The organism is Herbidospora daliensis (assembly GCF_001570585.1).
Classification (GTDB): domain Bacteria; phylum Actinomycetota; class Actinomycetes; order Streptosporangiales; family Streptosporangiaceae; genus Herbidospora; species Herbidospora daliensis.
Genome location: NZ_BBXF01000002.1, coordinates 1,742,252 through 1,763,631, shown reverse-complemented (window position 1 = coordinate 1,763,631; position 21,380 = coordinate 1,742,252). Strand labels below are relative to the sequence as shown.

The 21,380-nt window shown below is 70.0% G+C and carries 21 protein-coding genes; 5 read left to right on the top strand and 16 right to left on the bottom strand.

The features are described 5' to 3' along the window. Positions 1 to 196 (top strand): hypothetical protein (locus AW274_RS41260; RefSeq protein ID WP_198169178.1); only part of this gene is annotated, 196 nt, incomplete at its 5' end. Positions 197 to 257: 61 nt separating this feature from the next. Here the strand turns inward: AW274_RS41260 and AW274_RS14710 are convergent. The 8 genes from AW274_RS14710 to AW274_RS14675 form a co-directional block, all read right to left on the bottom strand. Then, entirely contained in the window at positions 258 to 1,541 is a 1,284-nt protein-coding gene (locus AW274_RS14710) for a thymidine phosphorylase (RefSeq protein ID WP_062431502.1), read from the bottom strand. Then, a complete protein-coding gene (locus AW274_RS14705) occupies positions 1,541 to 1,936 on the bottom strand; it encodes a cytidine deaminase (protein WP_062431501.1) in 396 nt (131 codons plus the stop codon). The genes AW274_RS14710 and AW274_RS14705 overlap by 1 nt, the downstream gene beginning before the upstream one ends. Further along, positions 1,933 to 3,198: an ABC transporter permease gene (locus tag AW274_RS14700; protein ID WP_062431500.1), complete on the bottom strand. Its 1,266-nt coding sequence runs from the start codon at positions 3,196 to 3,198 to the stop codon at positions 1,933 to 1,935. The genes AW274_RS14705 and AW274_RS14700 overlap by 4 nt, the downstream gene beginning before the upstream one ends. Beyond that, positions 3,195 to 4,334: an ABC transporter permease gene (locus tag AW274_RS14695; protein WP_062431499.1), complete on the bottom strand. Its 1,140-nt coding sequence runs from the start codon at positions 4,332 to 4,334 to the stop codon at positions 3,195 to 3,197. Before AW274_RS14695 ends, AW274_RS14700 begins: the two co-directional genes overlap by 4 nt. Beyond that, entirely contained in the window at positions 4,331 to 5,866 is a 1,536-nt protein-coding gene (locus tag AW274_RS14690) for an ABC transporter ATP-binding protein (RefSeq protein ID WP_062432045.1), read from the bottom strand. The genes AW274_RS14695 and AW274_RS14690 overlap by 4 nt, the downstream gene beginning before the upstream one ends. Before the next feature lie 73 nt (positions 5,867 to 5,939). Further along, positions 5,940 to 7,010, bottom strand: a complete 1,071-nt coding sequence (locus tag AW274_RS14685) for a BMP family lipoprotein (RefSeq protein ID WP_198169177.1) — start codon at positions 7,008 to 7,010, stop codon at positions 5,940 to 5,942. 156 nt (positions 7,011 to 7,166) lie between these two features. Further along, complete coding sequence (locus AW274_RS14680; RefSeq protein WP_439648762.1) at positions 7,167 to 8,450, bottom strand: amidohydrolase; 1,284 nt, start codon at positions 8,448 to 8,450, stop codon at positions 7,167 to 7,169. After that, entirely contained in the window at positions 8,425 to 9,597 is a 1,173-nt protein-coding gene (locus tag AW274_RS14675; RefSeq protein ID WP_062432042.1) for a glutamate--cysteine ligase, read from the bottom strand. The genes AW274_RS14680 and AW274_RS14675 overlap by 26 nt, the downstream gene beginning before the upstream one ends. Before the next feature lie 197 nt (positions 9,598 to 9,794). Here AW274_RS14675 and AW274_RS14670 point away from each other — a divergent pair, with 197 nt between their 5' ends. Further along, positions 9,795 to 10,907 carry a D-alanyl-D-alanine carboxypeptidase family protein gene (locus tag AW274_RS14670; RefSeq protein ID WP_062431497.1) on the top strand — a complete coding sequence of 371 codons (1,113 nt, stop codon included), beginning with the start codon at positions 9,795 to 9,797 and terminating at the stop codon, positions 10,905 to 10,907. Here the strand turns inward: AW274_RS14670 and AW274_RS14665 are convergent. The 3 genes from AW274_RS14665 to AW274_RS14655 are packed head-to-tail and all read right to left on the bottom strand — an operon-like array spanning position 10,883 to position 14,199. After that, positions 10,883 to 11,839, bottom strand: coding sequence for a YihY/virulence factor BrkB family protein (locus tag AW274_RS14665; RefSeq protein WP_232320106.1), 957 nt, complete (start codon positions 11,837 to 11,839; stop codon positions 10,883 to 10,885). The two genes, AW274_RS14670 and AW274_RS14665, sit on opposite strands and share 25 nt — an antisense overlap. A gap of 25 nt (positions 11,840 to 11,864) precedes the next feature. Continuing rightward, entirely contained in the window at positions 11,865 to 12,869 is a 1,005-nt protein-coding gene (gene trpS / locus AW274_RS14660) for a tryptophan--tRNA ligase (RefSeq protein WP_062431496.1), read from the bottom strand. Positions 12,870 to 12,909: 40 nt separating this feature from the next. Further along, positions 12,910 to 14,199 carry a hemolysin family protein gene (locus tag AW274_RS14655; protein WP_062431495.1) on the bottom strand — a complete coding sequence of 430 codons (1,290 nt, stop codon included), beginning with the start codon at positions 14,197 to 14,199 and terminating at the stop codon, positions 12,910 to 12,912. A 111-nt stretch (positions 14,200 to 14,310) separates the two neighbouring features. Between AW274_RS14655 and galE the strand changes: the two genes are divergently transcribed. Then, positions 14,311 to 15,249 (top strand): UDP-glucose 4-epimerase GalE, encoded by a 939-nt coding sequence (gene galE, locus AW274_RS14650; RefSeq protein WP_062431494.1) that lies wholly within the window; start codon positions 14,311 to 14,313, stop codon positions 15,247 to 15,249. A gap of 42 nt (positions 15,250 to 15,291) precedes the next feature. Then, positions 15,292 to 15,423, top strand: a complete 132-nt coding sequence (locus tag AW274_RS42635; protein ID WP_269750571.1) for a hypothetical protein — start codon at positions 15,292 to 15,294, stop codon at positions 15,421 to 15,423. Here AW274_RS42635 and AW274_RS14645 read toward each other — a convergent pair. Beyond that, positions 15,398 to 16,189, bottom strand: a complete 792-nt coding sequence (locus AW274_RS14645) for a DUF11 domain-containing protein (RefSeq protein ID WP_157520167.1) — start codon at positions 16,187 to 16,189, stop codon at positions 15,398 to 15,400. The genes AW274_RS42635 and AW274_RS14645 overlap by 26 nt on opposite strands. 60 nt (positions 16,190 to 16,249) lie before the next feature. Between AW274_RS14645 and AW274_RS14640 the strand changes: the two genes are divergently transcribed. Further along, positions 16,250 to 16,621: a hypothetical protein gene (locus AW274_RS14640; protein ID WP_062431492.1), complete on the top strand. Its 372-nt coding sequence runs from the start codon at positions 16,250 to 16,252 to the stop codon at positions 16,619 to 16,621. Here the strand turns inward: AW274_RS14640 and AW274_RS14635 are convergent. The 4 genes from AW274_RS14635 to AW274_RS14620 all read right to left on the bottom strand — a co-directional run bounded on the left by AW274_RS14635 (position 16,618) and on the right by AW274_RS14620 (position 21,338). After that, entirely contained in the window at positions 16,618 to 18,477 is a 1,860-nt protein-coding gene (locus tag AW274_RS14635) for a serine/threonine-protein kinase (RefSeq protein WP_062431491.1), read from the bottom strand. The genes AW274_RS14640 and AW274_RS14635 overlap by 4 nt on opposite strands. 104 nt (positions 18,478 to 18,581) lie before the next feature. Then, a complete protein-coding gene (locus tag AW274_RS14630; RefSeq protein WP_062431490.1) occupies positions 18,582 to 19,796 on the bottom strand; it encodes an NADP-dependent isocitrate dehydrogenase in 1,215 nt (404 codons plus the stop codon). A 49-nt stretch (positions 19,797 to 19,845) separates the two neighbouring features. Beyond that, positions 19,846 to 20,160, bottom strand: a complete 315-nt coding sequence (locus AW274_RS14625) for a DUF3017 domain-containing protein (RefSeq protein ID WP_062431489.1) — start codon at positions 20,158 to 20,160, stop codon at positions 19,846 to 19,848. 56 nt (positions 20,161 to 20,216) lie between these two features. Then, positions 20,217 to 21,338, bottom strand: a complete 1,122-nt coding sequence (locus AW274_RS14620; RefSeq protein ID WP_062431488.1) for a citrate/2-methylcitrate synthase — start codon at positions 21,336 to 21,338, stop codon at positions 20,217 to 20,219. Positions 21,339 to 21,380 lie beyond the last annotated feature (42 nt).

The window sequence follows — 21,380 nt, the reverse complement described above, 5'->3', positions numbered from 1 at the left end:
CCGCCCGGTCGCCCGCACCCCCGCCCACCCGCCGATCCCGCTGCCCCGCCGCGCCGTCCCGATGTCGGCGCCCACGCCGCCGCCCCCGGTCGGCGACGAGGTCGCCGCCGAGATGCTGCGCACCCTCAAGGAGACGACCAGCCGCATCAACCTCATCGCCGACGTCCTGCTGGACCAGCAGCGACCGACGCGGTGAGCCGCGAAACCAGCCTGCCCGGTGACCCGCTGCTCGGGACACCGGGCAGGCTTCTCGCGTGTCAGGCGGTGATGCGCTCCACGACCAGCGGGAGCAGGCCCGGGTCGGTGTTCTCGGTGACCTCGTAGGCCCCCTCCAGCGACTCCAGCGCCCGTTCGAACCGGGACGTCTCGTCGGCGTGCAGGGTCATCAGCGTCTGGCCCTGGCGCACGATGTCGCCCGGCTTGGCGTGCAGCACGATCCCGGCGCCGAACGACACCGGGTCCTCCTTGCGGGCGCGGCCGGCGCCCAGGCGCCAGGCGGCCACGCCGACGCCGAGGGCGTCGAGGGTGGTCAGCACGCCCGAGGCGGGGGCGGTGATCTCCATCGACTCGGCGGCGCGCGGGAGCAGGGCGTCGGGGTCGCCGCCCTGGGCGGTGATCATGCGGCGCCAGGCGTCCATCGCCGAGCCGTCCTTCAGGGCGTCGGCCGGGTCCTTGCCCGATACGCCGGCCGCTTCGAGCATCTCCCTGGCCAGGGTCAGGGTGAGGTCGACGACGTCGGACGGGCCGCCGCCCGACAGGACCTCGATCGACTCCTCGACCTCCAGGGCGTTGCCGATCTTCAGGCCCAGCGGGCGGTCCATGGCCGTGAGCAGGGCCACGGTGCGCACGCCGGCGTCGGTGCCCAGTTCGACCATCGTGCGGGCCAGTTCGCGGGCGTCGGCCACGGTCTTCATGAACGCGCCTGAACCGACCTTGACGTCCAGGACCAGCGAGCCGGTGCCTTCGGCGATCTTCTTGGACATGATCGAGGAGGCGATCAGCGGGATCGACTCGACCGTGCCGGTCACGTCGCGCAAGGCGTACAACTTCTTGTCGGCGGGGGCCAGGCCCGAGCCGGCGGCGCAGACGACCGCGCCCGCCGAGCGGATGACGGCGAGCATCTCCTCGTTGGAGAGCGACGCGCGCCAGCCGGGGATCGACTCCAGCTTGTCGAGGGTGCCGCCGGTGTGGCCGAGGCCGCGGCCCGACAACTGCGGGACGTAGGCGCCGCACGCCGCCACCAGCGGGGCCAGCGGCAGGGTGATCTTGTCGCCGACGCCGCCGGTCGAGTGCTTGTCGGCGGTCGGGCGGTCGAGCATCGACCAGTCCATGCGCTCGCCCGAGCGGATCATCGCGGCGGTCCAGTCGGCGATCTCGCGGCGGTTCATGCCGTTCAGCAGGATCGCCATCGCCAGGGACGACATCTGCTCGTCGGCGATCGAACCGGACGTATAGGCGTCGATCACCCAGTCGATCTGGACGGCCGAAAGCTCGCCCCTGTCACGTTTGGTGACGATGATGTCGATCGCGTCGAATGCCATTACTTCCCCGAAAGATCGTCAGGCCCGAAGGCGAACGGCAGGAACTTCGCCATCGGCCACGGCCCCTCCGGCGTCTCCACCAGCAGTTCGGGGCCGCCGTGCTCGAACAGCAGCTGACGGCAGCGGCCACAGGGCATCAGCAGTTCCTCGTGCCCGTCGACGCAGGTGAACGCCACCAGGCGACCGCCGCCCGTGGCGTGCAGCGCCGACACCAGGCCGCACTCGGCGCACAACCCGATGCCGTAGGAGGCGTTCTCCACGTTGCAGCCGGTCACGATCCGGCCGTCGTCCACCAGCGCGGCCGCACCCACGGGGAAGTGGCTGTACGGCGCGTACGCGTTCCGCATGGCCTCCCCCGCCGCGGCGCGCAAGGCGTCCCAGTCGATTCGCGTCATTTCGCCTGTCCCCTCCGATAAGGCAGCCCGTCGGCGGCCGGCATCCGCAGCCGTTGCGAGGCCAGCGACAACACCAGCAGCGTCGTCAGGTGCGGCGTGAACGACGTGAACTGCTCGGGGATCGTGTCGGTGACCGCGAACACGACCAGGATCGCGATGGCCGCGATTCCGGTCAGCAGCGCCGCCCGGGTCCGCTGCTGCTTCACGAACTGCCAGATCGCCACCGCCACCAGCAGCAGCGCCACGACCAGCAGCAGCGCGTGCACCGAGGTGCCGCCCTGCCGCAGCTGGAGCGCGTCGGTGTAGCCGAACAGGCCGGCGCCGGCCGCCAGGCCGCCCGGACGCCAGTTGCCGAAGATGACCGTCGCCAGGCCGATGAACCCGCGTCCACCGGTCTGTCCCTCACGGTAGGTGCCTGCGGCGACGATCGCGAGGAACGCCCCGCCGAGGCCGGCGAAGACGCCCGAGGCCAGCACCGCGACGTACTTGTAGAAGTAGACGTTCACGCCGAGCGACTCGGCCGCGACCGGCCGCTCGCCGACCGACCGCAGGCGCAGCCCGAAGGCGGTGCGCCACAGGAGCCAGAAGGTCAGCGGTACGAGCAGCACGCCCAGCAGCGTGAACAGCGACACGTTCTGGGTGAGGCCGCGCAGCACGCCCGCCAGGTCGGACAGGAAGAACCAGTGCTTGGCCTCCAGGTCGCGCAGCGTGTCGCCGATGCCCGGGATGCTCACCGTCTGCAGCGACGGGATGCGCGGCGACTGCGTGTCGCCGCCGCCCGCCATCTCGGCGAAGACCAGCGTCGACAGGTACTTCGTCACGCCCAGGCCGAGGATGTTCAGCGCGACGCCCGACACGACGTGGTCGACGCCGAACGTCACGGTCGCGACGGCGTGCAGGGCCGCGCCCAGCGCCCCGCCGATCGCGCCCGCCAGCACCCCTGCCCAGGCGTTCCCGGTCACGATCGCGCCCCACGCGCCGAACCAGGTGCCGAGGATCATGATGCCCTCGAGGCCGATGTTGACCACGCCGGCCCGCTCCGACCACAGGCCGCCGAGGCCCGCGAGGCCGATCGGGACGGCCGCCATCAGGGCCGCGCCGATCGCGCCGCCCGAGGTGATGTCGTCGGCGCCGGTCAGCACCCGGGCGACCGACAGCAGGAACAGCAGCGCCAGCAGGCCCAGGAGCAGGACCTGCCAGGTCAGCTTGAACTTCCGCGCGGGGGGCGCGGCGGCGGGGGCGGCCGTTGCGGTGGTGGTCATGCCGACGCTCCTTCCTTCTGCGGGGTGGACGCGGCGCCGGCGAGCTCACGGCTGACCCGCTTCTGCTCGGCCACGCCTCGGTAGCGGTGCGCGAGCTCGTACGCGATGACCACCGACAACACGATCACGCCCTGCATGATCGTGACGATCTCCGGCGAGATCTTGTGGAGGCCGAGGATGTTGGCCGAGACGTCCAGGAACGCCCACAGCAGCGCGCCGAACGCGATGCCGACCGGGTTGTTGCGGCCCAGCAGCGCGATGGCGATGCCGGTGAAGCCGAGACCGGGCTGGAAGTCCAGGCTGTAGCTGTACGACGCCCCGAGCAACTGGGGCATGCCGATCAGGCCGGCCATGCCGCCCGAGATCAGCATGGCGTACACGACCATACGTTTGACGTTGACCCCGCTGGCCACGGCGGCCTGCTCGGAGCGGCCGGTGGCGCGCAGGTCGAACCCGAAGCGGGTCTTGTTCAGCAGCACGTGGAAGCCGATGCCGACGGCGACCGCCAGGAAGACGAGGCCGAACACCTTCAGCGAGGAACCGGGAACCATCGCCAGGCCGGGCACCTGCCCGGAGGCGGCGATCGGCGGGGTGCCGATGTTGTTGCTGCCCGCGACCGGGACCGCCCACTCGGCCAGCAGGTAGGCGCCCAGGCCGGTGGCGATGGTGTTCAGCATGATGGTCGAGATGACCTCGCTGACGCCCCGCGTCGCCTTGAGCACCCCCGCGATGCCCGCCCAAGCCGCGCCGACCAGCATCGAGACCAGGATGATCAGGATCGGGTGGAACGGCGCGGGCAGCGTGACCGCGCCGCCGACCGCCGCCGCGACCAGCGCCGCGAGGCGGTACTGACCGTCGACGCCGATGTTGAACAGGTTCATCCGGAACCCGAGGGCGACCGCGAGCGCCGACAGGTAGTAGGTCGTGGCGTTGTTCAGGATCAGCACGAGCGACCGGGGCTGCGAGCCGTAGTCGACCATCGTGGTGAGCGTGTCGAACACCGGGTTGCCGGTGATGGCCAGCACGATCGAGGTGACGATTCCGGCGAACAGGATCGCCAGGATCGGCGCGGCCAGCGACACCCAGCCGCTGAGCTTCACCCGCCCGAGCAGGCGGTCGGTGAATGACGAGGTCATGCTTCCTCCCCGGCGCCCGTCATGGCCGAGCCGAGTTGTTCGGGGGTGACGGTCGCGGGGTCGAACTCGGCGACGACCGCCCCGCGGTGGATGACCTTCAGCCAGTCGGACAGGCCGATCAGCTCGTCGAGGTCGGCCGAGATGAGCAGCACCGCGAGCCCGGCCGCGCGGGCGGTCCGCAGGTGGTCCCAGATGGCGGCCTGGGCGCCGACGTCGACGCCCCGCGTCGGGTGGGCGGCGATGAGCAGCTTGGGCTCGCCGCTCATCTCCCGGCCGACGATGAGCTTCTGCTGGTTGCCGCCCGACAGGGCGGCGGCGTCGACGTCGATGCCAGGGGTGCGCACGTCGTACTGCTCGACGATGCGCTCGGTGTCGGCGCGGGCGCCCTTGCGGTTGATCCACCAGCCCTTGACGTTGACCTTCTCCGACTGGTGGCCGAGGATCCGGTTCTCCCAGAGGGGGGCCTCCAGGAGCAGGCCGTGGCGGTGGCGGTCTTCGGGGATGTAGCCGATGCCGGCCTCGCGGCGGCGCAGGGTCGTCCAGGAGGTGATCTCCTCGCCGGCCAGCGTGATCGTGCCGGTGGAGGGCCGGATGCCCATGATGGCCTCGACCAGTTCGGCCTGGCCGTTGCCCTCGACGCCGGCGATGCCCAGGACCTCGCCCTTGTGGATGGTCAGCGTCACGTCGTCGAGCACCCTGCGCTCGCCGTCGGCGCCGATCGTCAGGCCGGTGACCTGGAGCGCGACCACGTCGGTGACGGTCGACTCGCGGGTCTCGGGGCTGGGCAGCTCGCTGCCGACCATCAGCTCGGCCAGCTGGCGGGCGGTCACGCCCTCGGGGGAGACCTCGGCGACGGTGGTGCCGCGCCGGATGACCGTGATGGCGTCGGCGACCTTCAGCACCTCGTCGAGGTGGTGGGAGATGAAGATGATGGTGATGCCCTCGCGGACCAGGCCGTGGAGGTTCTCGAAGAGCTCGTCGACCTCGTGGGGCACCAGCACGGCGGTCGGCTCGTCGAGGATCAGGATCCGGGCGCCGCGGTAGAGCACCTTGAGGATCTCCACCCGCTGCCGGATGCCGACGCCGATGTCCTCGACCAGGACGTCGGGGTCGATGCCCAGGCCGTAGGCGTCGGAGATGTCCTTGATCTTCTTGCGGGCGGCGGCGAAGTCGAGGGCCAGGCCGCCCTTCCTCGGCTCGCTGCCGAGGATCACGTTCTCCAGCACCGTGAGGTTGTCGGCCAGCATGAAGTGCTGGTGCACCATGCCGATTCCGGCGGAGATCGCGTCACCCGGGGTGTGGAAGGTCACCGGCGAACCGTTGACGCGGATCTCGCCCTCGTCGGGGCGCTGCATGCCGTAGAGGATCTTCATGAGGGTCGACTTGCCGGCGCCGTTCTCCCCCACGATGGCGTGGATGTGCCCCTTTTGGACCGTCAGGCTGATGTCGCGGTTGGCGACGACGCCGGGGAACCTCTTGGTGATCCCCTCAAGCTGGACGGCGACCTCGGAGACGGTGGTCTCGGTGCTGATGCTGGCCTCCTGCGTAAGCGTGCCAAGAGGCCCGGTGGAAATCACCGGGCCTCTCAACGGTCACGTCGCCGTGTCATTCCTTGGGAACGGTGATCTCACCGCTCGAGATCTTCGCCTTGTACTCGTCGAGCTGCGCCTTGATGTCGTCGACCTTGCCGCCGGTCGTCGAGTAGTCGACGCCGCCCGCCGCGAGGTCGTACACCTTGGAGCCGGCCTGCACCGAGTTGGTGGTGAAGCTCTTGATGAAGTCGAACACCGCGACGTCGACCTTCTTCAGCATCGAGGTGATGATGACGTCGGCGACGGTCGGGTCGGCGGTCTTGGCCTGGTCGGAGTCGACGCCGATCGCCATGCCGCCCGCGGCCTTGGCGGCCTCGAAGACGCCCGCGCCCGAACCGCCGGCGGCCTGGTAGACCACGTCGGCGCCGGCGTCGAACATGCCCTCGGCGGCGGTCTTGCCCTTGGCCGGGTCGCCGAAGCCGGTGAAGTCCGGCGGCTGGGTCAGGTACTTGGCCTGGATCTTGATGTCCGGCTTGACGGCCTTGGCGCCCGCCTCGTAACCGGCCTGGAACTTCTTGATCAGGGGGACTTCGACGCCGCCGACGAACCCGATGCTGCCCTTGGTCGACTTCAGCGCCGCCGCCGCGCCGACCAGGAACGAGCCCTGCTCCTCGGCGAAGACCAGGTTGGAGACGTTGGGGAGCTTGTTGGCCTCGTCGTCGACGATGGCGAACTTGGTGTCGGGGAACTCGGCCGCGACCTTGGCGACCGACGCCGAGTAGGCGAAGCCGACCGCGATGACCGGGTTGAAGCCGCCCGAGGCGAGCAGCCGCAGGCGCTCCTCCTTGGCCGACTCGGCCTCGCCGTTGCCGGCCTCCAGCTCGTTGATCTCGACGCCGAGCTCGGCGACGGCCTTGTCGAGGCCGGCCGCGGCGGAGTCGTTGAAGGACTGGTCGCCACGGCCGCCGATGTCGTAGGCGAGCCCGACCTTGACACCCGAGGCCGCGGGGGCGGAGGCGCCGCCGGACGGCGCGGCGCTGGGAGCGCCCTCGGTGGTGTCGCCGCCGCCACAGGCGGCGGCGGCAAGCAGCATCGCACCGGCGGCGGCACCGGCGACGACCTTGCCAAATCGATTGCGGAGCAAGGTGGGACTCCCCTTCCGTGACGTTCTCTTCCGTCGCACGCGCGAACAGAACGCACGGCAACCTGCACGGAAGATAGTTGTTCCGGAAGGATGCTCAAAACGCCAGCACAGCTCCGCAATCAGCCTGTTATGCAGCTCACGCCACCTTGTGACCGATTAGGCCAGCAGGGCCTCCGATGCGGAACCCCGGCGGACCGCCGTGCGCTGGCCGTCCCAGAGGGCGGTCAGGGCCGTCGCGGCCAGCACCCGGACGCCGACGCCCACGCAGCGCTCGTCGACGTCGAAGGTCGCCTGGTGGATGTCGAGGTCGCGGTGGTCGCCGGGGGTCTTCACGCCCAGCCGCGCCAGCGCGCCGGGGATCGACTCCAGGTACCACGCGAAGTCCTCGCCGCCGAGCGACTGCGACGTCGGGGCGGGCGAGTCGGGCCCGAGGACCTGGATCGCGGCGTCGCGGAACATCTGCACGCTGGCGGCGTCGTTGACCGTCGGCGGCACGCCGCGCCGGTAGTCGAGCTCGGCCTCCACGCCGTAGGCGCCCGCGACGCCGTCGAGCAGCGCCTTGATCAGGTCGGGCGCGGCGTGCCACGCCTCGTCCTCCAGGCACCGGACGGTGCCCTCGATCACCCCGTCTTCGGGGATCACGTTGCCGACCGACCCCGCCTGGACGCGGCCCCAGACCAGGGACAACGACGAGCGCGGGTCGACCCGGCGGGACAGGGCCGCGGGGAGTTCGGTGACGATCTTCGCCAGGGCGTACACGAGATCGGCGGTGAGGTGGGGACGGGCCGTGTGGCCGCCCGGCCCGCGCAGGCGGACGGTGAGCCGGTCGCACGCCGCGGTGATGCCGCCGGAGCGCAGGCCGAGCTGGCCGACCTCCAGGCGCGGGTCGCAGTGCAGCGCGAACACCCGGTCGAGACCGCTGATGCCGCCGGCCGCCATGACCTCGAGGGCGCCCTCGACGATCTCCTCGGCGGGCTGGAAGATCAGCCGGACCCGGCCCGGCAGCAGCCCGGCGGCGGCCTGGCGGGCCAGGAAGACGCCGGTGCCCGCGAGGATCGCGGTGTGCACGTCGTGGCCGCAGGCGTGGCAGCGGCCGGGCTGGAGGGAACGGTAGGGCACGTCCTTCTCGTCGGGCATGGCGAGGGCGTCCATGTCGGCGCGCAGGCCGATCGTGGGGCCGCCGCCGGGGCCGATGTCGCACAGGATGCCGGTGCCCCGGGGCAAGATCTGGGGCTCCAGACCTGCCCCCTTCAGCAGGTCGACGACCTTGCCGGTGGTGCGGTGCTCGTTGAACGCGAGCTCGGGGTGCATGTGAATGTCGCGGCGCAGCGCGACCAGCTCACTCTCGTGAGCGGCGAGGAAGGCGTCGAGCTCCCCCGTCAGACCATGTCCCTCGGGAGACTCCGTCTCCTGATCATGTCCCTGCATGATCTGCTCCATCTGCCTTCCTTGCAGTGACGAACCGGTCTTGGGCCAGCTCGGTAATGGTCGCGTCGACAACGTCTTCAAGAGTTCCACCGGCGGCGAGAATTCCCCGCTGCCGCTCGCACGAGCTGCCCTGGTCGAGCACGTCGCCCAGAACGGCCAGCTCATCGGCGCAGCCGAGCCGCTCGGCCACCGGTTCGAGTTCGCGCTGGAGTTCGTACAGCATGTCGCGCAGCGGGGCGGTCGAGCCCTTGTCGTCGGTGACGACGACGGCGTCCAGCCCGTAGCGGGTGGCCCGCCACTTGTTGTCGCGCACGACCCAGGCCGCCGGGCTCGGTAGCTTGTAGCCCCGGTCGAGCTGCTGGTCGAACTGTGTCACGAGGCACTGGGACAGGGCGGTCACCATACCGACCTCGCGGAGGGTCGGGATGCCGTCGAACATGCGGATCTCGATCGTGCCGAAGTCGGGATGGGGCCGGATGTCCCACCAGACTTCCTTGATGCTCTTGATCGTGCCGGCACGTATCAGGGTCTCCATGTATTCCTCGAACCCCGCCCAGTCCGCCAGTAAATGCGGCGGCCCGGCCGTGGGCAGTGCCCCAAAGACGATTGCCCGACTGGAGGCGAGCCCGGTGTCTTGGCCGCCCCAGAACGGGCTGGAGGTCGTCAACGCCAGGAAATGCGGCAGGTAGGCCGCAAGTGCGTTGACTATGGGAATGACTTTATCTCGTTCCCGCACTCCGACGTGAACATGTACGCCGAATGTTTGGATGCGCCATGCCAGCCACTGCATCTCCTCCACGAGTTCGAGGTAGCGCTGGTTCGGCGAGTACTCCGCGTCCCGCCAGTCGCTGATCGCATGCGTTCCGGTGCAGGCCAGCGCGATGCCGCGCGGCTCGGCGACCTCCCGGAGCCGGTTCAGGCTCCGTTCCAGGTCCTGTACGGCCTCCGCCGCGGTGTGGCAGATGTCCGTCACGATCTCGATCTGCGACTGCATCAGTTCGTGCATGGCCTTGGGCCGGGCGTTCTCGCTCAGATCCGGCACCGCGGCGAGGACTTCGCGCGCGTCCTGCCGGAGCCTGCGCGTGTGCGTGTCGATGAGCTGTAGCTCCCACTCGACGCCCAGAGTCGCACCGCGGGACGGATTGAACTCGATCGGCACAACAACCTCCATAGTCCATCGTCTCAGGCACTGTCACTCGACGTGGCGTTAATCGGCCAAACCGAAAGCCCACATCCGATCAAGGCCCCTTGTGCATCGTGACCTCTCATCCCGAATCGGCCAACTGCCCCCAAACGGTCTTTCAACCAGTAGGGTCCAATGCGTACGCCTGCGATCTTTGGGGGATCTTTCGCGACATGCGTAGATGTACGAGTGCCCTCGGCCTCGCCGTTCTCACGGTCACCCTGGTGACCCCGGCGGTCCCGGCACTGGCGGCCGACACCATCGGCGGGCCGCAGCTGGCCGGGTCCGGGATCATCGTCCCGGCGGGCGTGCAGGCGCCGCCCAAGACCAAGGCGAGCTCGTACGTGATCGCCGACGCCGACACCGGCGAGGTGCTGGCGGCCAAGAACCCCCACGGCCGGTTCCTCCCGGCCAGCACGCTGAAGGCGCTGACGGCCCTGACGCTGATCCCCCGGCTCGACAAGAACAAGACGGTCAAGCCCAGCCACGCCGCCGTCAACGAGGAGGGCAGCGCGGTCGGCCTGGTGCCCAAGCCGATCTACAAGGTCCACGACCTGCTCAGGGCCCTGATGATGGTCAGCGGCAACGACTGCGCCAACGCCCTGGCCGAGGCCAACGGCGGCATCCCCGCCACCCTGGCCGACATGAACGAGGTCGCCAAGAAGCTCCAGGCCAACGACACGGTCGCCAAGACCCCGAGCGGCCTCGACAAGCCGGGGCAGAGCAGCTCGGCGTACGACCTGGCGCTGATCGCCCGCGCCGGCCTGAAGCTCAAGGACTTCCGCGAGTACATCTCCACCAAGACCGCCAAGTTCCCGGCGCCGAAGGGCCACTACGAAATCGGCAACCACAACAAGATGTTGTGGACCTACGACGGCATGCTCGGCGTCAAGAACGGCTGGACGTCCAAGGCGTTCGGCAGCTTCGTCGGCGCGGCCAAGCGCGACGGCCACACGATCATCGTGTCGGTCATGCGCCACGAGGAGTCGTTCTGGAAGGACGTCGAGCAGCTCATGAACTGGGGCTTCGCCAACCGCGGCAAGAACGCCGCCGTGGGCGCCCTGGTCGAGCCGCTGCCCGAGGTCCAGCCGACTCCGGTGCCCTCGGCCCTGGCCGCGCCGGTGCCCGAGGGCAACGCCGCGGTGTCGGAGCCGGCCCGGCCGCGGAACGAGGGCTCGGGCCTGCTCGCCACGTTCGTGCTCGGCGGCGGCGTGGTCGCCGGGGTGGGCCTGCTCGGCTGGGGCATCCGCCGCAAGCGGCGTCAGTCGCCAACGGCCTCGTCGTAGCCGTCGTGGGTGGCCGGGGCCGGTGACGGCCCCGGCGGCGGGCCCAGGGTGGCGGTGGCCGTCCAGGCGGCCGAGTAGAAGATCGCCCGAGCCGACAGGTTGATCCAGAGCAGCAGCCCGACCATCACCGTGAACGCGCCGTAGAGCGAGTTGTTCGACAGGGTGTGCGACAGGATCAGCGTCGCGAACTGCTTGAGCACGCCGAACAGCACCGCGCCGAGCAGCGCCCCGCGCAGGATCACCCTGAACGGCTGGGCGGGCCGGGCCAGCCAGCCGAACATCACCAGGAAGACCAGGGTGTCGGCGGCCAGCGCGGCCGCGATGCCCGCGGCGGCCAGCCCGGCCGAGCCGAGCCACGAGTCCCCCACCCCGAGCCAGCCGGCGATCAGGCCCGCCGCGCCCCCGGCCGCGCCGCTGACGACCGTCGACAGGATCATCGCCAGGCCGATGAGCAGCAGCGCGACGAGGTCGTAGAGCTTGGCCAGGAAGAAGTTGACCGGCGGTTCGCGGTTCATCCAGATGTCGCGCAGGGCGAGGCGCAGCGTGTCGACCGCGCCCAGGCCCGAGTAGAGCAGGCCGATCAGGCCGATGACCGTGGCGGCGTTGCGGGCCTCGGCCAGGTAGCCCAGGTTGAGCTGGTCGGCCAGGCCCGGGAGCTGCTCGTTGATCGCCTGGTTCAGGGTCGTCAGCGCGTCGGGCCGGAAGGTGACGACGTAGCCGAACACCGCGAAGGCCAGCGCGATGATCGGGAAGAACGACAGGAACGCGAAGTAGGTCACCGCGCCGGCCAGCCGGTCGCCGTGCATGATCTGGTAGCGGTGGACCGTCAGGAGGAGATGGTCGGCCCACCGCCAGCGGATGCGGGCGCGTTCGGTCTGGTCGCGGGCCCACGCCTTGACGGCCTCGACCCGCCTGGTCAACGAGCTGATCACGCCGGGGGTACTACCCCCGGGGAGCTCAGTGAGTCGGCAGGAAGCCCATCGCGTCGCGGGCCTTCTCCATGGTCTGCTGCGCCACCGCGCGGGCCTTGGCCGCGCCGACCGCCAGCATGCGGTCGAGTTCGGCCTCGTTGGCGAGCAGCTTCTCGGCCCGCTCGCGGATCGGCGAGAAGGTCTCGATGACGGCCTCGGCGACGTCCTTCTTGAAGGTGCCGTAGCCGGCGCCGACGTAGCGCGCCTCGAGGTCGGGGATGGTCGTGCCGGTCAGCGCCGACAGGATGCGCAGCAGGTTGGTGACGCCCGGCTTGTTCTCGTCGTCGGCCACGATGTCGGTGCCGGTGTCGGTGACCGCCCGCATGACCTTCTTGCGCAGCGCGCCCGGCTCCTCCAGGACGTCGAGGATGCCCTGCGGGCTCGACGACGACTTGGACATCTTGGCCGTCGGGTCTTGCAGATCGGTGATCTTCTCGACCTCCTTCACGATGTGCGGGTTGGGCAGCGTGAAGGTCGCCCCGTAGCGCGTGTTGAAGCGCTGGGCGAGGTCGCGGGTCAGCTCGATGTGCTGCTTCTGGTCGGCGCCCACCGGGACCTGGTCGGTCTGGTAGAGCAGGATGTCGGCGGCCTGCAGGATCGGGTAGGTGAACAGGCCCACCGAGGCCGAACCCTCGCCGTACTTGGCCGACTTGTCCTTGAACTGGGTCATCCGGCCGGCTTCGCCCATGCCGGTCATGCAGATGAGCATCCAGGCCAGCTCGGCGTGCTCGCGCACGTGGCTCTGCACGAAGACCGCCGACCGCTCGGGGTCGAGGCCGCACGCGAACAGCTGGGCGGCGGCGACGCGGGTGCGGGTGCGCAGCTCGGCGGCGGTCGGCGTGACCGTGATCGCGTGGAGGTCGACGACCATGTAGAACGCGTCGTGCGTCTCCTGCAGCGGGACCCACTGGCGGACCGCGCCCAGGTAGTTGCCGAGGTGGAACGAGTCCGACGTGGGCTGGATGCCGGAAAGAACACGAGGGCGAGCCATGACGTCATTCTTCCAGCAACCCCGGCCTGGTCGCGACGATTTACGCCTCCGGGGTGGCGGGGGTGACCCTGACCCGGGAGACCCGCCGTCCGTCCATCTCCGTCACCGTCAGGCGGGCGCCGGGCACCTCCACGGTCTCCCCCACCTCGGGCAGGTGGCCCAGCCGGGCCATCAGGAAACCGCCGATGGTCTCGTAGGGGCCCTCGGGGAACCGGACGCCGATCTCGGAGTGGGCGTCGACGAGCCGGAGCAGGCCCTCGACCTCGACGTCGCCCGCGATGCGGCGGATGCCGGGCTCCTCGTGGTCGTACTCGTCGCGGATGTCGCCGATCAGCTCCTCGACCAGGTCCTCCAGGGTGACGATGCCGGCGGTGCCGCCGTACTCGTCGACCACGATCGCCAGGTGGTGGCCCTCGTCGCGCATCTCCGACAGCGTGGCCAGCACCCGCTTGGTGCCCGGGACCTGCTTGACCGGGCGGATCGGCACCACCTCGGAGATCGGGTCGATCCGGCCGGTGAGCACCGGGTCGAGCAGGTCGCGCACGTGCACGAACCCGACGACCTCGTCGTAGGAGTTGCGGTAGACGGGGAACCGCGAGTGGGGCAGCGAGGCCACCAGCACCGCGGCCTCGGCCAGCGTGGTGTCGGCCGCCATGAACTCGACCTCGGTACGCGGCAGCATCACCTCCCGCAGCTGCCGCTTGCCGGCCGCGAAGACCTCGGCGATCAGGTGCCGCTCGTCGGCGGTCAGCTCGGCGTGGCCGGCCACCATGTCGCGCAGTTCCTCTATCGTCATCGCCTCGCGGTCGGCCTTGGGGTTGCCGCCGAGCAGCCGCACCACGCCGTCGGTCGACTTCGACAACGCCCAGATGACCGGCCGCGACAACGCCGCGATCCGGTCGACGAACGGCGCGACCACCAGCGCCAGGCCCTCGGCCCGCTGGAGCGCCAGGCGCTTGGGCACCAGCTCGCCGAGCACCAGGGAGACGTACGAGATGGCGAGCGTCACCACCAGCAGGGAGACCAGCGGCGCGGCCGAGTCGGGCAGGCCCCAGCCCTCCAGGGCGGGGCTCAGCTCGCCCGCGAGCTTGTCGGCGCCGAAGGCGGCCGAGAGCATGCTCGCCACGGTGACGCCGATCTGGACCGCCGACAGGAACCTGTTGGGGTCGCGGGCGAGCTTGGCCACCCGGGCGCCGCGGCGGCCGAGCTTCTCCAGGCGCCGCACCTGGCTCTCCCGGAGCGAGACGAGAGCCATCTCGGCTGCCGCGAAGTAGCCTCCGATCAGGATGAACACCAAGACGAGGGCGATGCTGGCCGCGAGACTGTTCACTGGAATGTTTCCGCCCTGGCGACTTCCGATGACGAGAGACCTGAAAGCGTACTCAGTGCGCGGCTAGGCTGGGCGTCGTACAAAAACGAACATAGTCGAACGGAATCCAACGTGAAGCTACTGGTTACCGGAGGCGCGGGCTACATCGGCAGCGTGACCGCGGCGCAGCTCGTCGAGGCGGGGCACGAGGTCACCGTGCTCGACGACCTGTCGACCGGCCACGTCGACGCGGTGCCCGACGGCGCGCGGTTCGTCGAGGGTTCCTTCATGGAGCCGGGCGACCTCTCTGGGTTCGACGCGGTGCTCCACTTCGCGGCCAAGAGCCTGGTCGGCGAGTCCGTCGAGAGACCCGCACTCTACTGGTCGCACAACCTGGGCGGGACCCTGCGGCTCCTGGAGGCCATGCGCAAGGGCGGCGTCGGCCACATCGTCTTCTCCTCCACCGCCGCGACCTACGGCGAGCCCGAGAACACGCCGATCAGGGAGACCGACCCGACCCGGCCCACCAACCCCTACGGCGCCTCGAAGCTGGCCGTCGACACCACCCTGACCGCCTTCGCCGCGATGTACGGCATCGGCGCGGTCAGCCTGCGCTACTTCAACGTGGCCGGCGCCTACGGCCGCTACCGCGAGCGCCATGTCATCGAGACCCACCTGATCCCCAACGTGCTCAAGGTCGCGCTCGGCGAGCGCGAGTCGATCAGTCTGTTCGGCGGCGACTACCCCACGCCCGACGGCACATGCGTGCGCGACTACGTGCACGTCTCCGACGTCGCCAACGCCCACCTGCTGGCGCTGGCGGCCTGCGAGAGGGGTGTCCACAAGATCTTCAACCTGGGCAACGGGGCGGGCTTCTCCAACCAGCAGGTCGTCGACGTCTGCCGCGAGGTGACCGGTCACCCGATCCCCTCGGCCATCGCGGCCCGGCGGGCGGGCGACCCGGCGGTGCTGGTCGCCTCGTCCGAGCTGATCCAGAAGGAGCTGGGCTGGCAGCCGGAGCACAGCGGGCTGACCACGATCGTGGAAGACGCCTGGAGAGCAGTTCGGTAATTGTCCGGATTCACAGCGTGAAAATGTGATTAGGTCTCGGCTATGAGGCGAGTGCTCGCATATGCAGGAATCACGCTGCTCGTCCTGCTGGGCAGCCTCGCCTCCGCGGCGGGGGTGGTGTTCGCCACCGGCGGCGGCGCGTACATGATCACCGGGACGCCGCCCTGTCCCTGAGCTTCATCGACGCCTGGTTGTTGGCGGGATGGCGGTCGCCGCGCCCCTGGGAGCGCACGATCGCCGTCACCGCGCGTTCGCCGCGCCGCACCGCCAGCCGGAACCAGGCCGTGGCCCCGGGCCGGATCGTCGGCACCACGCAGCCGGTCCGGCCGCCGCAGCGGGCCCCGTCGACGAAGACCATGGCGTCGCGCACCACCCTCGGGCCCCGGTTGCGGACCGCCGCGTGCACGGTCGTGCGGTGGCCGCTGCGCCGGGCGGCGGAGAGCCGCACGGTCAGGTCGGCCCCTTCGTCGACCTTGGTGACCGACTCGGCCTCGTTGTCGGTGTCGTGGCCGTCGAGCACCTCGGAGGTGAGCCGCGCCTGGGCGCGCAGCGGGCCGAGGGCGCTGGGCCGCACCACACCGGTGATCACCACCCCGCCCGACTTGCCGGCCGCCACGTCCTTGGGCGAGCGGCACACCACCTCCGACAGGCCGCGACCGGGCTGGCACTCGGCGACGTCCACAGCCACGATCTGGAAGTCTGTCGGGACGCGGATCGTCAGCGTCGGCAGCACCGCGTCGCCCGGCCCGCCGTTCTTCACCTGGACGCTGTAGGTCAGCGGCTGCCCCGGCTGGGCCACCTTCGGGTGGGCCTCGATCGACACCGACAGGTCGGCTCCGCCCCACTGGCCCTCGTGCCCGCCGGGCCCGGCCGCCAGCGCGGGACCGGCGAGGGCCCCCGAGACGAAGAGAGCGACCCCCGCGACCATCCATCGACGCATGGCACCCATTGAACGTGCGGGGCGTCGAGATGATCGTCCGGACACGCTACCGTCGACCTCATGGAAGGGACACGGGACGGCAAAGTCCGCGCCCTGCTCTACGACGTCACCACGGTCCTGCTGCTGACCTTCGGCGGCGTGCTGTTCGTCGTCGGCTGGCTCGTGGGCGCCTACCTGCTGCTGGCCTCCCGGCGCTGGCGTCCGTGGGAGAAGGCGCTCGGCCTGCTGGTGTGGCCGCTGGGCGTGTTGTGGGTGTACGTCGTCCCGCTCGTCCTGTTCAACTGCGAGACGGTCGTGGTCGACGGCACCCCGTTCCGTACCACCTGCCCCGCCCACGCCGAATGGCTGACGCCGACGGTGATGGGGGCGGCGTTCGCGATCGAGGTCCTGGTGATGATCGTGCTGCTGCTGCGCCCCCGGCGGCGCGGCTAGCGGCAGGGCACCTTGACCGGGATGCTGCGGTCGGGCGTGAAGACGGCGTTGCCGAAGAACTTGGTCAGCAGGCCGCGCGCGGTGCCGGAGTCGAACAGCTTCACGATGGCGTGCCTGACCGCCTCGCACGTCTCGAAGTCGCCCTTCGGCACCCCGACCGAATAACGGGCCGAGCCCACGCCGAGGCCGAGCACCCGGTACTTCACCGGCTCACGGTTGGCGAACCCGGCGAGCATGATGTCGTCGCCGGGGAAGGCGTCGACCTGGCCGGTCCGCAGCATGTCCATGCACTGACCCGCGTCGGTGCCCTTCACCGGGGTCATGGCGATCCCCTGGCCCGAGAGCCACTTCTGGATCTCCGAGGCGTTGGTGCCCGGCCGCACGCACAACCGCTTGCCCCGCAGGTCGGCCGCCGACCGGATGTCGGAGTCGTCGACCACCAGCACGTCGTTGCGCGCCTGGTAGTAGGGGCCGGCGAGGGTGGCCCAGTCGTTCCTGGACGTCTCCCAGGCGTAGGTCGCCACCACCAGGTCGACCGCCCCGCTGGTCAACGCCTGCACCCGCGTGTACGCCGTCACCTCCCGGACCTCCACGCTCGTCGCGCCGAGCTCCTTGGCGAGATAGCGGCCCACCTCGACCTCGAACCCCGTCGGCTGTTCGTCGCCGGGGCCGAAGCCGACGCCGGGCAGGTCGCCCTTGACCCCGATCACCAGCTTCCCGGTCCGTTTGGCCTTCTCCAGCACCGAGGTGTAGGCGCCCGACCGGCTCGGCGCCGGGCTCGCCTTCGTGGCGGCGTCGGGCGAGTTGACCATCATGGTGACCACGACCGCTACCCCGCCGAGCACCAGCGCGGCGGCGGCCGCCATGGACGCCGGGAGCCACCACTTCGTGCGCTTCGACGGCGGCTTCGAAGACGGCGGCGGCAGCCGGAACGCCCGCGTGTCCTCGTCGGCCTCCTCGACCGCGGCGCCCTTCACCACGGGGAACGGCCCGGTCTCGGGGTTGGCGACTAACGCGCCCTGGGTCATCACGACGGTCGAGGCGTCGCCGGTCTCGGGGTGGCCGAGCAGCCGCAGCAGGATCTGCCCCGCCGTCGGCCGGTCGGCCGGCCGCTTGCTCACGCTCGCCGCCACCACGCCGCGCAGCGGCTCGGGCAGCGGGGTCAGGTCGACGTCGTGGTTGAGGATCCGGTTCAGCACCGCCGCGATCGACTTCGCCCCGAACGCGGCCTGCCCGGTCGCGGCGTAGGCGATCGTCGCGCCCCACGCGAACACGTCGGTGAAGGCCCCGACGTCGTCCCCGGAGACCTGTTCCGGCGCCATGTACGCCGGAGTGCCGATCGCCCGGCTGGTGATGGTGCCGGTGGAGTCGAGGATGCGGGAGATGCCGAAGTCGACCACCCGGGGGCCGTCGGTCGCCAGCAGCACGTTGTCGGGCTTGAAGTCGCGGTGGATGATGCCCGCCTGGTGGATGGCGGTCAGCGCGGTCGCGGTGCCGACGGCGAGCCGTTCGAGGTCGTCGCCGCCCATCGGGCCCGACCGGTCGATCTGCTCGCGCAGCGACGGGCCGTCGATGTACTCGCTGGCGATGTAGGGGACGTCGCCTTCGAGGTCGGCGGCGATCACCCGGGCCGTGCAGAAACTGGCGACCCGCTCGGCGGCCCGCACCTCCCGCGCGAAGCGGGAGCGGGCCATCGCGTCGCCGGAGAACTTGACGTGCAGCAGTTTCACCGCGGCCCGCTCACCCGAGGCATCGGTGCCGAGGTAGACGGTCCCCTGGCCGCCCTCGCCGATCCGCCCGGACAGGGTGAAGGGACCGAGCTGTTTCGGATCCCCCGACCCGAGCGGCTCGATCATGAATGGATTCCCACCGTTTTCGTCATCAAATGGCGAGGCTGACTTTACGGCAAACACAAGAGCCGCCCACCGGGGAAAGGCGAGCGGCTCAGGGAGAAGGGGTTTTACGCCATCTTCTTCTGCAGGTTCTCGTCGAGCGTGGCGAGGAAGTCCTGGGTGGTCAGCCACTCGGCGTCGCCGCCGACCAGCAGGGCCAGGTCCTTGGTCATCTTGCCGCTCTCGACGGTCTCGACGCAGACCTCTTCGAGCTTGGTCGCGAAGTCGACGACCTCGGGCTGGTTGTCGAGCTTGCCGCGGTGCTGCAGGCCGCGGGTCCAGGCGAAGATCGACGCGATCGGGTTGGTCGACGTCGGCTTGCCCTGCTGGTGCTGCCGGAAGTGGCGGGTCACCGTGCCGTGGGCGGCCTCGGCCTCGACGGTCTGGCCGTCGGGGGTCATCAGCACCGAGGTCATCAGGCCGAGCGACCCGAAGCCCTGCGCGACCGTGTCCGACTGGACGTCGCCGTCGTAGTTCTTGCACGCCCAGACGTAGCCGCCCTCCCACTTGAGGGACGCCGCCACCATGTCGTCGATCAGGCGGTGCTCGTAGGTGATCCCGGCCGCCTCGAAGTCGGCCTTGAACTCGCTCTCGAACACCTCGGCGAAGATGTCCTTGAAGCGGCCGTCGTAGGCCTTCATGATCGTGTTCTTGGTCGACAGGTAGACCGGGTAGTTGCGCGACAGGCCGTAGCGCATCGACGAGCGGGCGAAGTCGCGGATCGACTCGTCGAGGTTGTACATGGCCATGGCCACGCCGCCGCCGGGGAAGTCGAAGACGTTGAGCTCGATCGGCTCGCTGCCGTCCTTCGGGGTGAAGGTCAGGGTCAGCGTGCCCTCGCCGGGGACCTTGAGGTCGGTGGCGCGGTACTGGTCGCCGAACGCGTGACGGCCGACGATGATCGGCTTGGTCCAGCCGGGCACCAGGCGCGGCACGTTCGACATGATGATCGGCTCACGGAAGATGACGCCGCCGAGGATGTTGCGGATGGTCCCGTTCGGGGACTTCCACATCTTCTTCAGGCCGAACTCCTCGACACGGGCCTCGTCGGGGGTGATCGTCGCGCACTTGACGCCGACGCCGTACTGCTTGATCGCGTTCGCGGCGTCGATGGTGACCTGGTCGTCGGTGGCGTCACGGTGCTCGATGCCGAGGTCGAAGTACTTGAGGTCGACGTCGAGGTAGGGCAGGATCAGCTGGTCCTTGATGAACTGCCAGATGATCCGGGTCATCTCGTCGCCGTCAAGCTCGACGACCGGACCCGCTACCTTGATCTTGGGCATGCGTGGGGTTCCCCTTCTGAACGAACTGTGGCCGGAGTCCTTTTTGAGGTCACTGGCCGACGAGGCTATCGGACGGTCGTACCTGGTCGACGATGAGGTCGGAGGGATGGAGGTCGACCTCCAGCAGGACCGCGGCCGCCACCATCAGCAGCCCGAAGACCGTGAGCGTGATCGTGTCGGTGAGGCGCGTGCGCACCGACAGGCCGCCGGAGTGACGCCGGGGCAGCAGCAGCCGCAGCACCGCGCCCGCGAGAAAGGCGGCGCCGAGCACGACGCCGCCCAACCAGGGTTCCGGGAGCACGGCGATGAGGATCAGCCCGGTGGCCGCGCCCGCGGCCACCATGACGTAGGCCCCCCAGGCCATGCGCCTCGCGTTGGTGTTGATGGTCGGTTTCCGTCTCTTATCTCATTTGCGGTTGGTCACCGCTCGTCGATGTGGACCCACTTCTGCTCGCGCTTGCCGATGTACTCGCTGTCCGGGCGGATCAGCCGGTTGTCGGCGTGCTGCTCGATGACGTGGGCGGTCCACCCCGCCATCCGGCTGACCGAGAACACCGGGGTGAACAGGTCGGTCGGGATGCCGAGGAAGTGGTAGACCGTCGCGGCGTAGAAGTCGACGTTGGGGTAGAGGCCCTTCTCCGCGAAGACGACCTCCTCCATCTCCTTCGACATCCGATAGTAGGTGTCGTCGCCGGACGCTTCGCCCAGCTCCTCCGACATGCGGCGCAGGTGGGTGGCGCGCGGATCCTCGGTCTTGTAGACCCGGTGGCCGAACCCCATGATCTTCTCGCCGCCGGCGAGCTTCGCGCGCACCGCGCCCGCGACGCCGCTGGGGTCGAGCGACTCCAGGGTGCGCATGACCTGCTCGTTGGCCCCGCCGTGCAGCGGCCCCTTGAGGGTGCCGATGGCGGCGACCACGGCCGAGTGCATGTCCGACAGGGTGGCCGCGCAGACGCGGGCGGCGAACGTCGAGGCGTTCATCGTGTGGTCGGCGTGCAGCACCAGGCACTCGTCGAAGATCTCGACTTCCCGGGGCGTCGGCTCCTTGCCGGTGATCTGGCGCAGGAAGTTGGCCGCGATCGACTTGTCGGAATCGGGCTCGGGGGCGTCCACGCCCCGGCGGGCCGCGTGGAAGCGGGCCACCAGGATCGGCTGCAGCGCCGTCAGCCGGGCCGCCTTGCGCAGGTTCGCGTCGGCGGCGTTGGAGTCCTTGTCGGGATCGTCGGCGCTGGTCAGCGAGAGCAGCGTGCGCAGGGCCTCCATGGGCTCCTGCTTCTCGGCGATCTCCACGACGTTCTGCTCGACGAGACTGCCGAGCGTGCGCCCCCGGACGAGTTCCGCGCCGTATTCGGCGAGCTGGTCGCGGTTCGGGAGGGTGCCGTGCTGGAGAAGGTGGGCGGTTTCCTCGAATGTCGTACGGCCGGCCAGGTCGTGGATGTCGTATCCGCGGTAGAACAACAGACCGGCCTTGCCGTCGATGTCGCTGAGCGCCGTTGACGCGGCGACGACATCGGCGAGGCCTTTGGTGGGCTTGTCTGCCATGAGTGTTTCCTCCGCTTATCTACCGCGAAAGTCTACCCGTGA

What these genes read in the sequence shown, in the direction of transcription:
- AW274_RS14710 (WP_062431502.1), bottom strand. Translation starts at nt 1,541, where the DNA reads ATGGCATTCGACGCGATCGACATCATCGTCACCAAACGTGACAGGGGC.
- AW274_RS14705 (WP_062431501.1), bottom strand. Translation starts at nt 1,936, where the DNA reads ATGACGCGAATCGACTGGGACGCCTTGCGCGCCGCGGCGGGGGAGGCC.
- AW274_RS14700 (WP_062431500.1), bottom strand. Translation starts at nt 3,198, where the DNA reads ATGACCACCACCGCAACGGCCGCCCCCGCCGCCGCGCCCCCCGCGCGG.
- AW274_RS14695 (WP_062431499.1), bottom strand. Translation starts at nt 4,334, where the DNA reads ATGACCTCGTCATTCACCGACCGCCTGCTCGGGCGGGTGAAGCTCAGC.
- AW274_RS14680 (WP_439648762.1), bottom strand. Translation starts at nt 8,450, where the DNA reads ATGGAGCAGATCATGCAGGGACATGATCAGGAGACGGAGTCTCCCGAG.
- AW274_RS14670 (WP_062431497.1), top strand. Translation starts at nt 9,795, where the DNA reads ATGCGTAGATGTACGAGTGCCCTCGGCCTCGCCGTTCTCACGGTCACC.
- trpS (WP_062431496.1), bottom strand. Translation starts at nt 12,869, where the DNA reads ATGGCTCGCCCTCGTGTTCTTTCCGGCATCCAGCCCACGTCGGACTCG.
- AW274_RS42635 (WP_269750571.1), top strand. Translation starts at nt 15,292, where the DNA reads ATGAGGCGAGTGCTCGCATATGCAGGAATCACGCTGCTCGTCCTGCTG.
- AW274_RS14645 (WP_157520167.1), bottom strand. Translation starts at nt 16,189, where the DNA reads ATGCGTCGATGGATGGTCGCGGGGGTCGCTCTCTTCGTCTCGGGGGCC.
- AW274_RS14640 (WP_062431492.1), top strand. Translation starts at nt 16,250, where the DNA reads ATGGAAGGGACACGGGACGGCAAAGTCCGCGCCCTGCTCTACGACGTC.
- AW274_RS14635 (WP_062431491.1), bottom strand. Translation starts at nt 18,477, where the DNA reads ATGATCGAGCCGCTCGGGTCGGGGGATCCGAAACAGCTCGGTCCCTTC.
- AW274_RS14630 (WP_062431490.1), bottom strand. Translation starts at nt 19,796, where the DNA reads ATGCCCAAGATCAAGGTAGCGGGTCCGGTCGTCGAGCTTGACGGCGAC.
- AW274_RS14625 (WP_062431489.1), bottom strand. Translation starts at nt 20,160, where the DNA reads ATGGCCTGGGGGGCCTACGTCATGGTGGCCGCGGGCGCGGCCACCGGG.
- AW274_RS14620 (WP_062431488.1), bottom strand. Translation starts at nt 21,338, where the DNA reads ATGGCAGACAAGCCCACCAAAGGCCTCGCCGATGTCGTCGCCGCGTCA.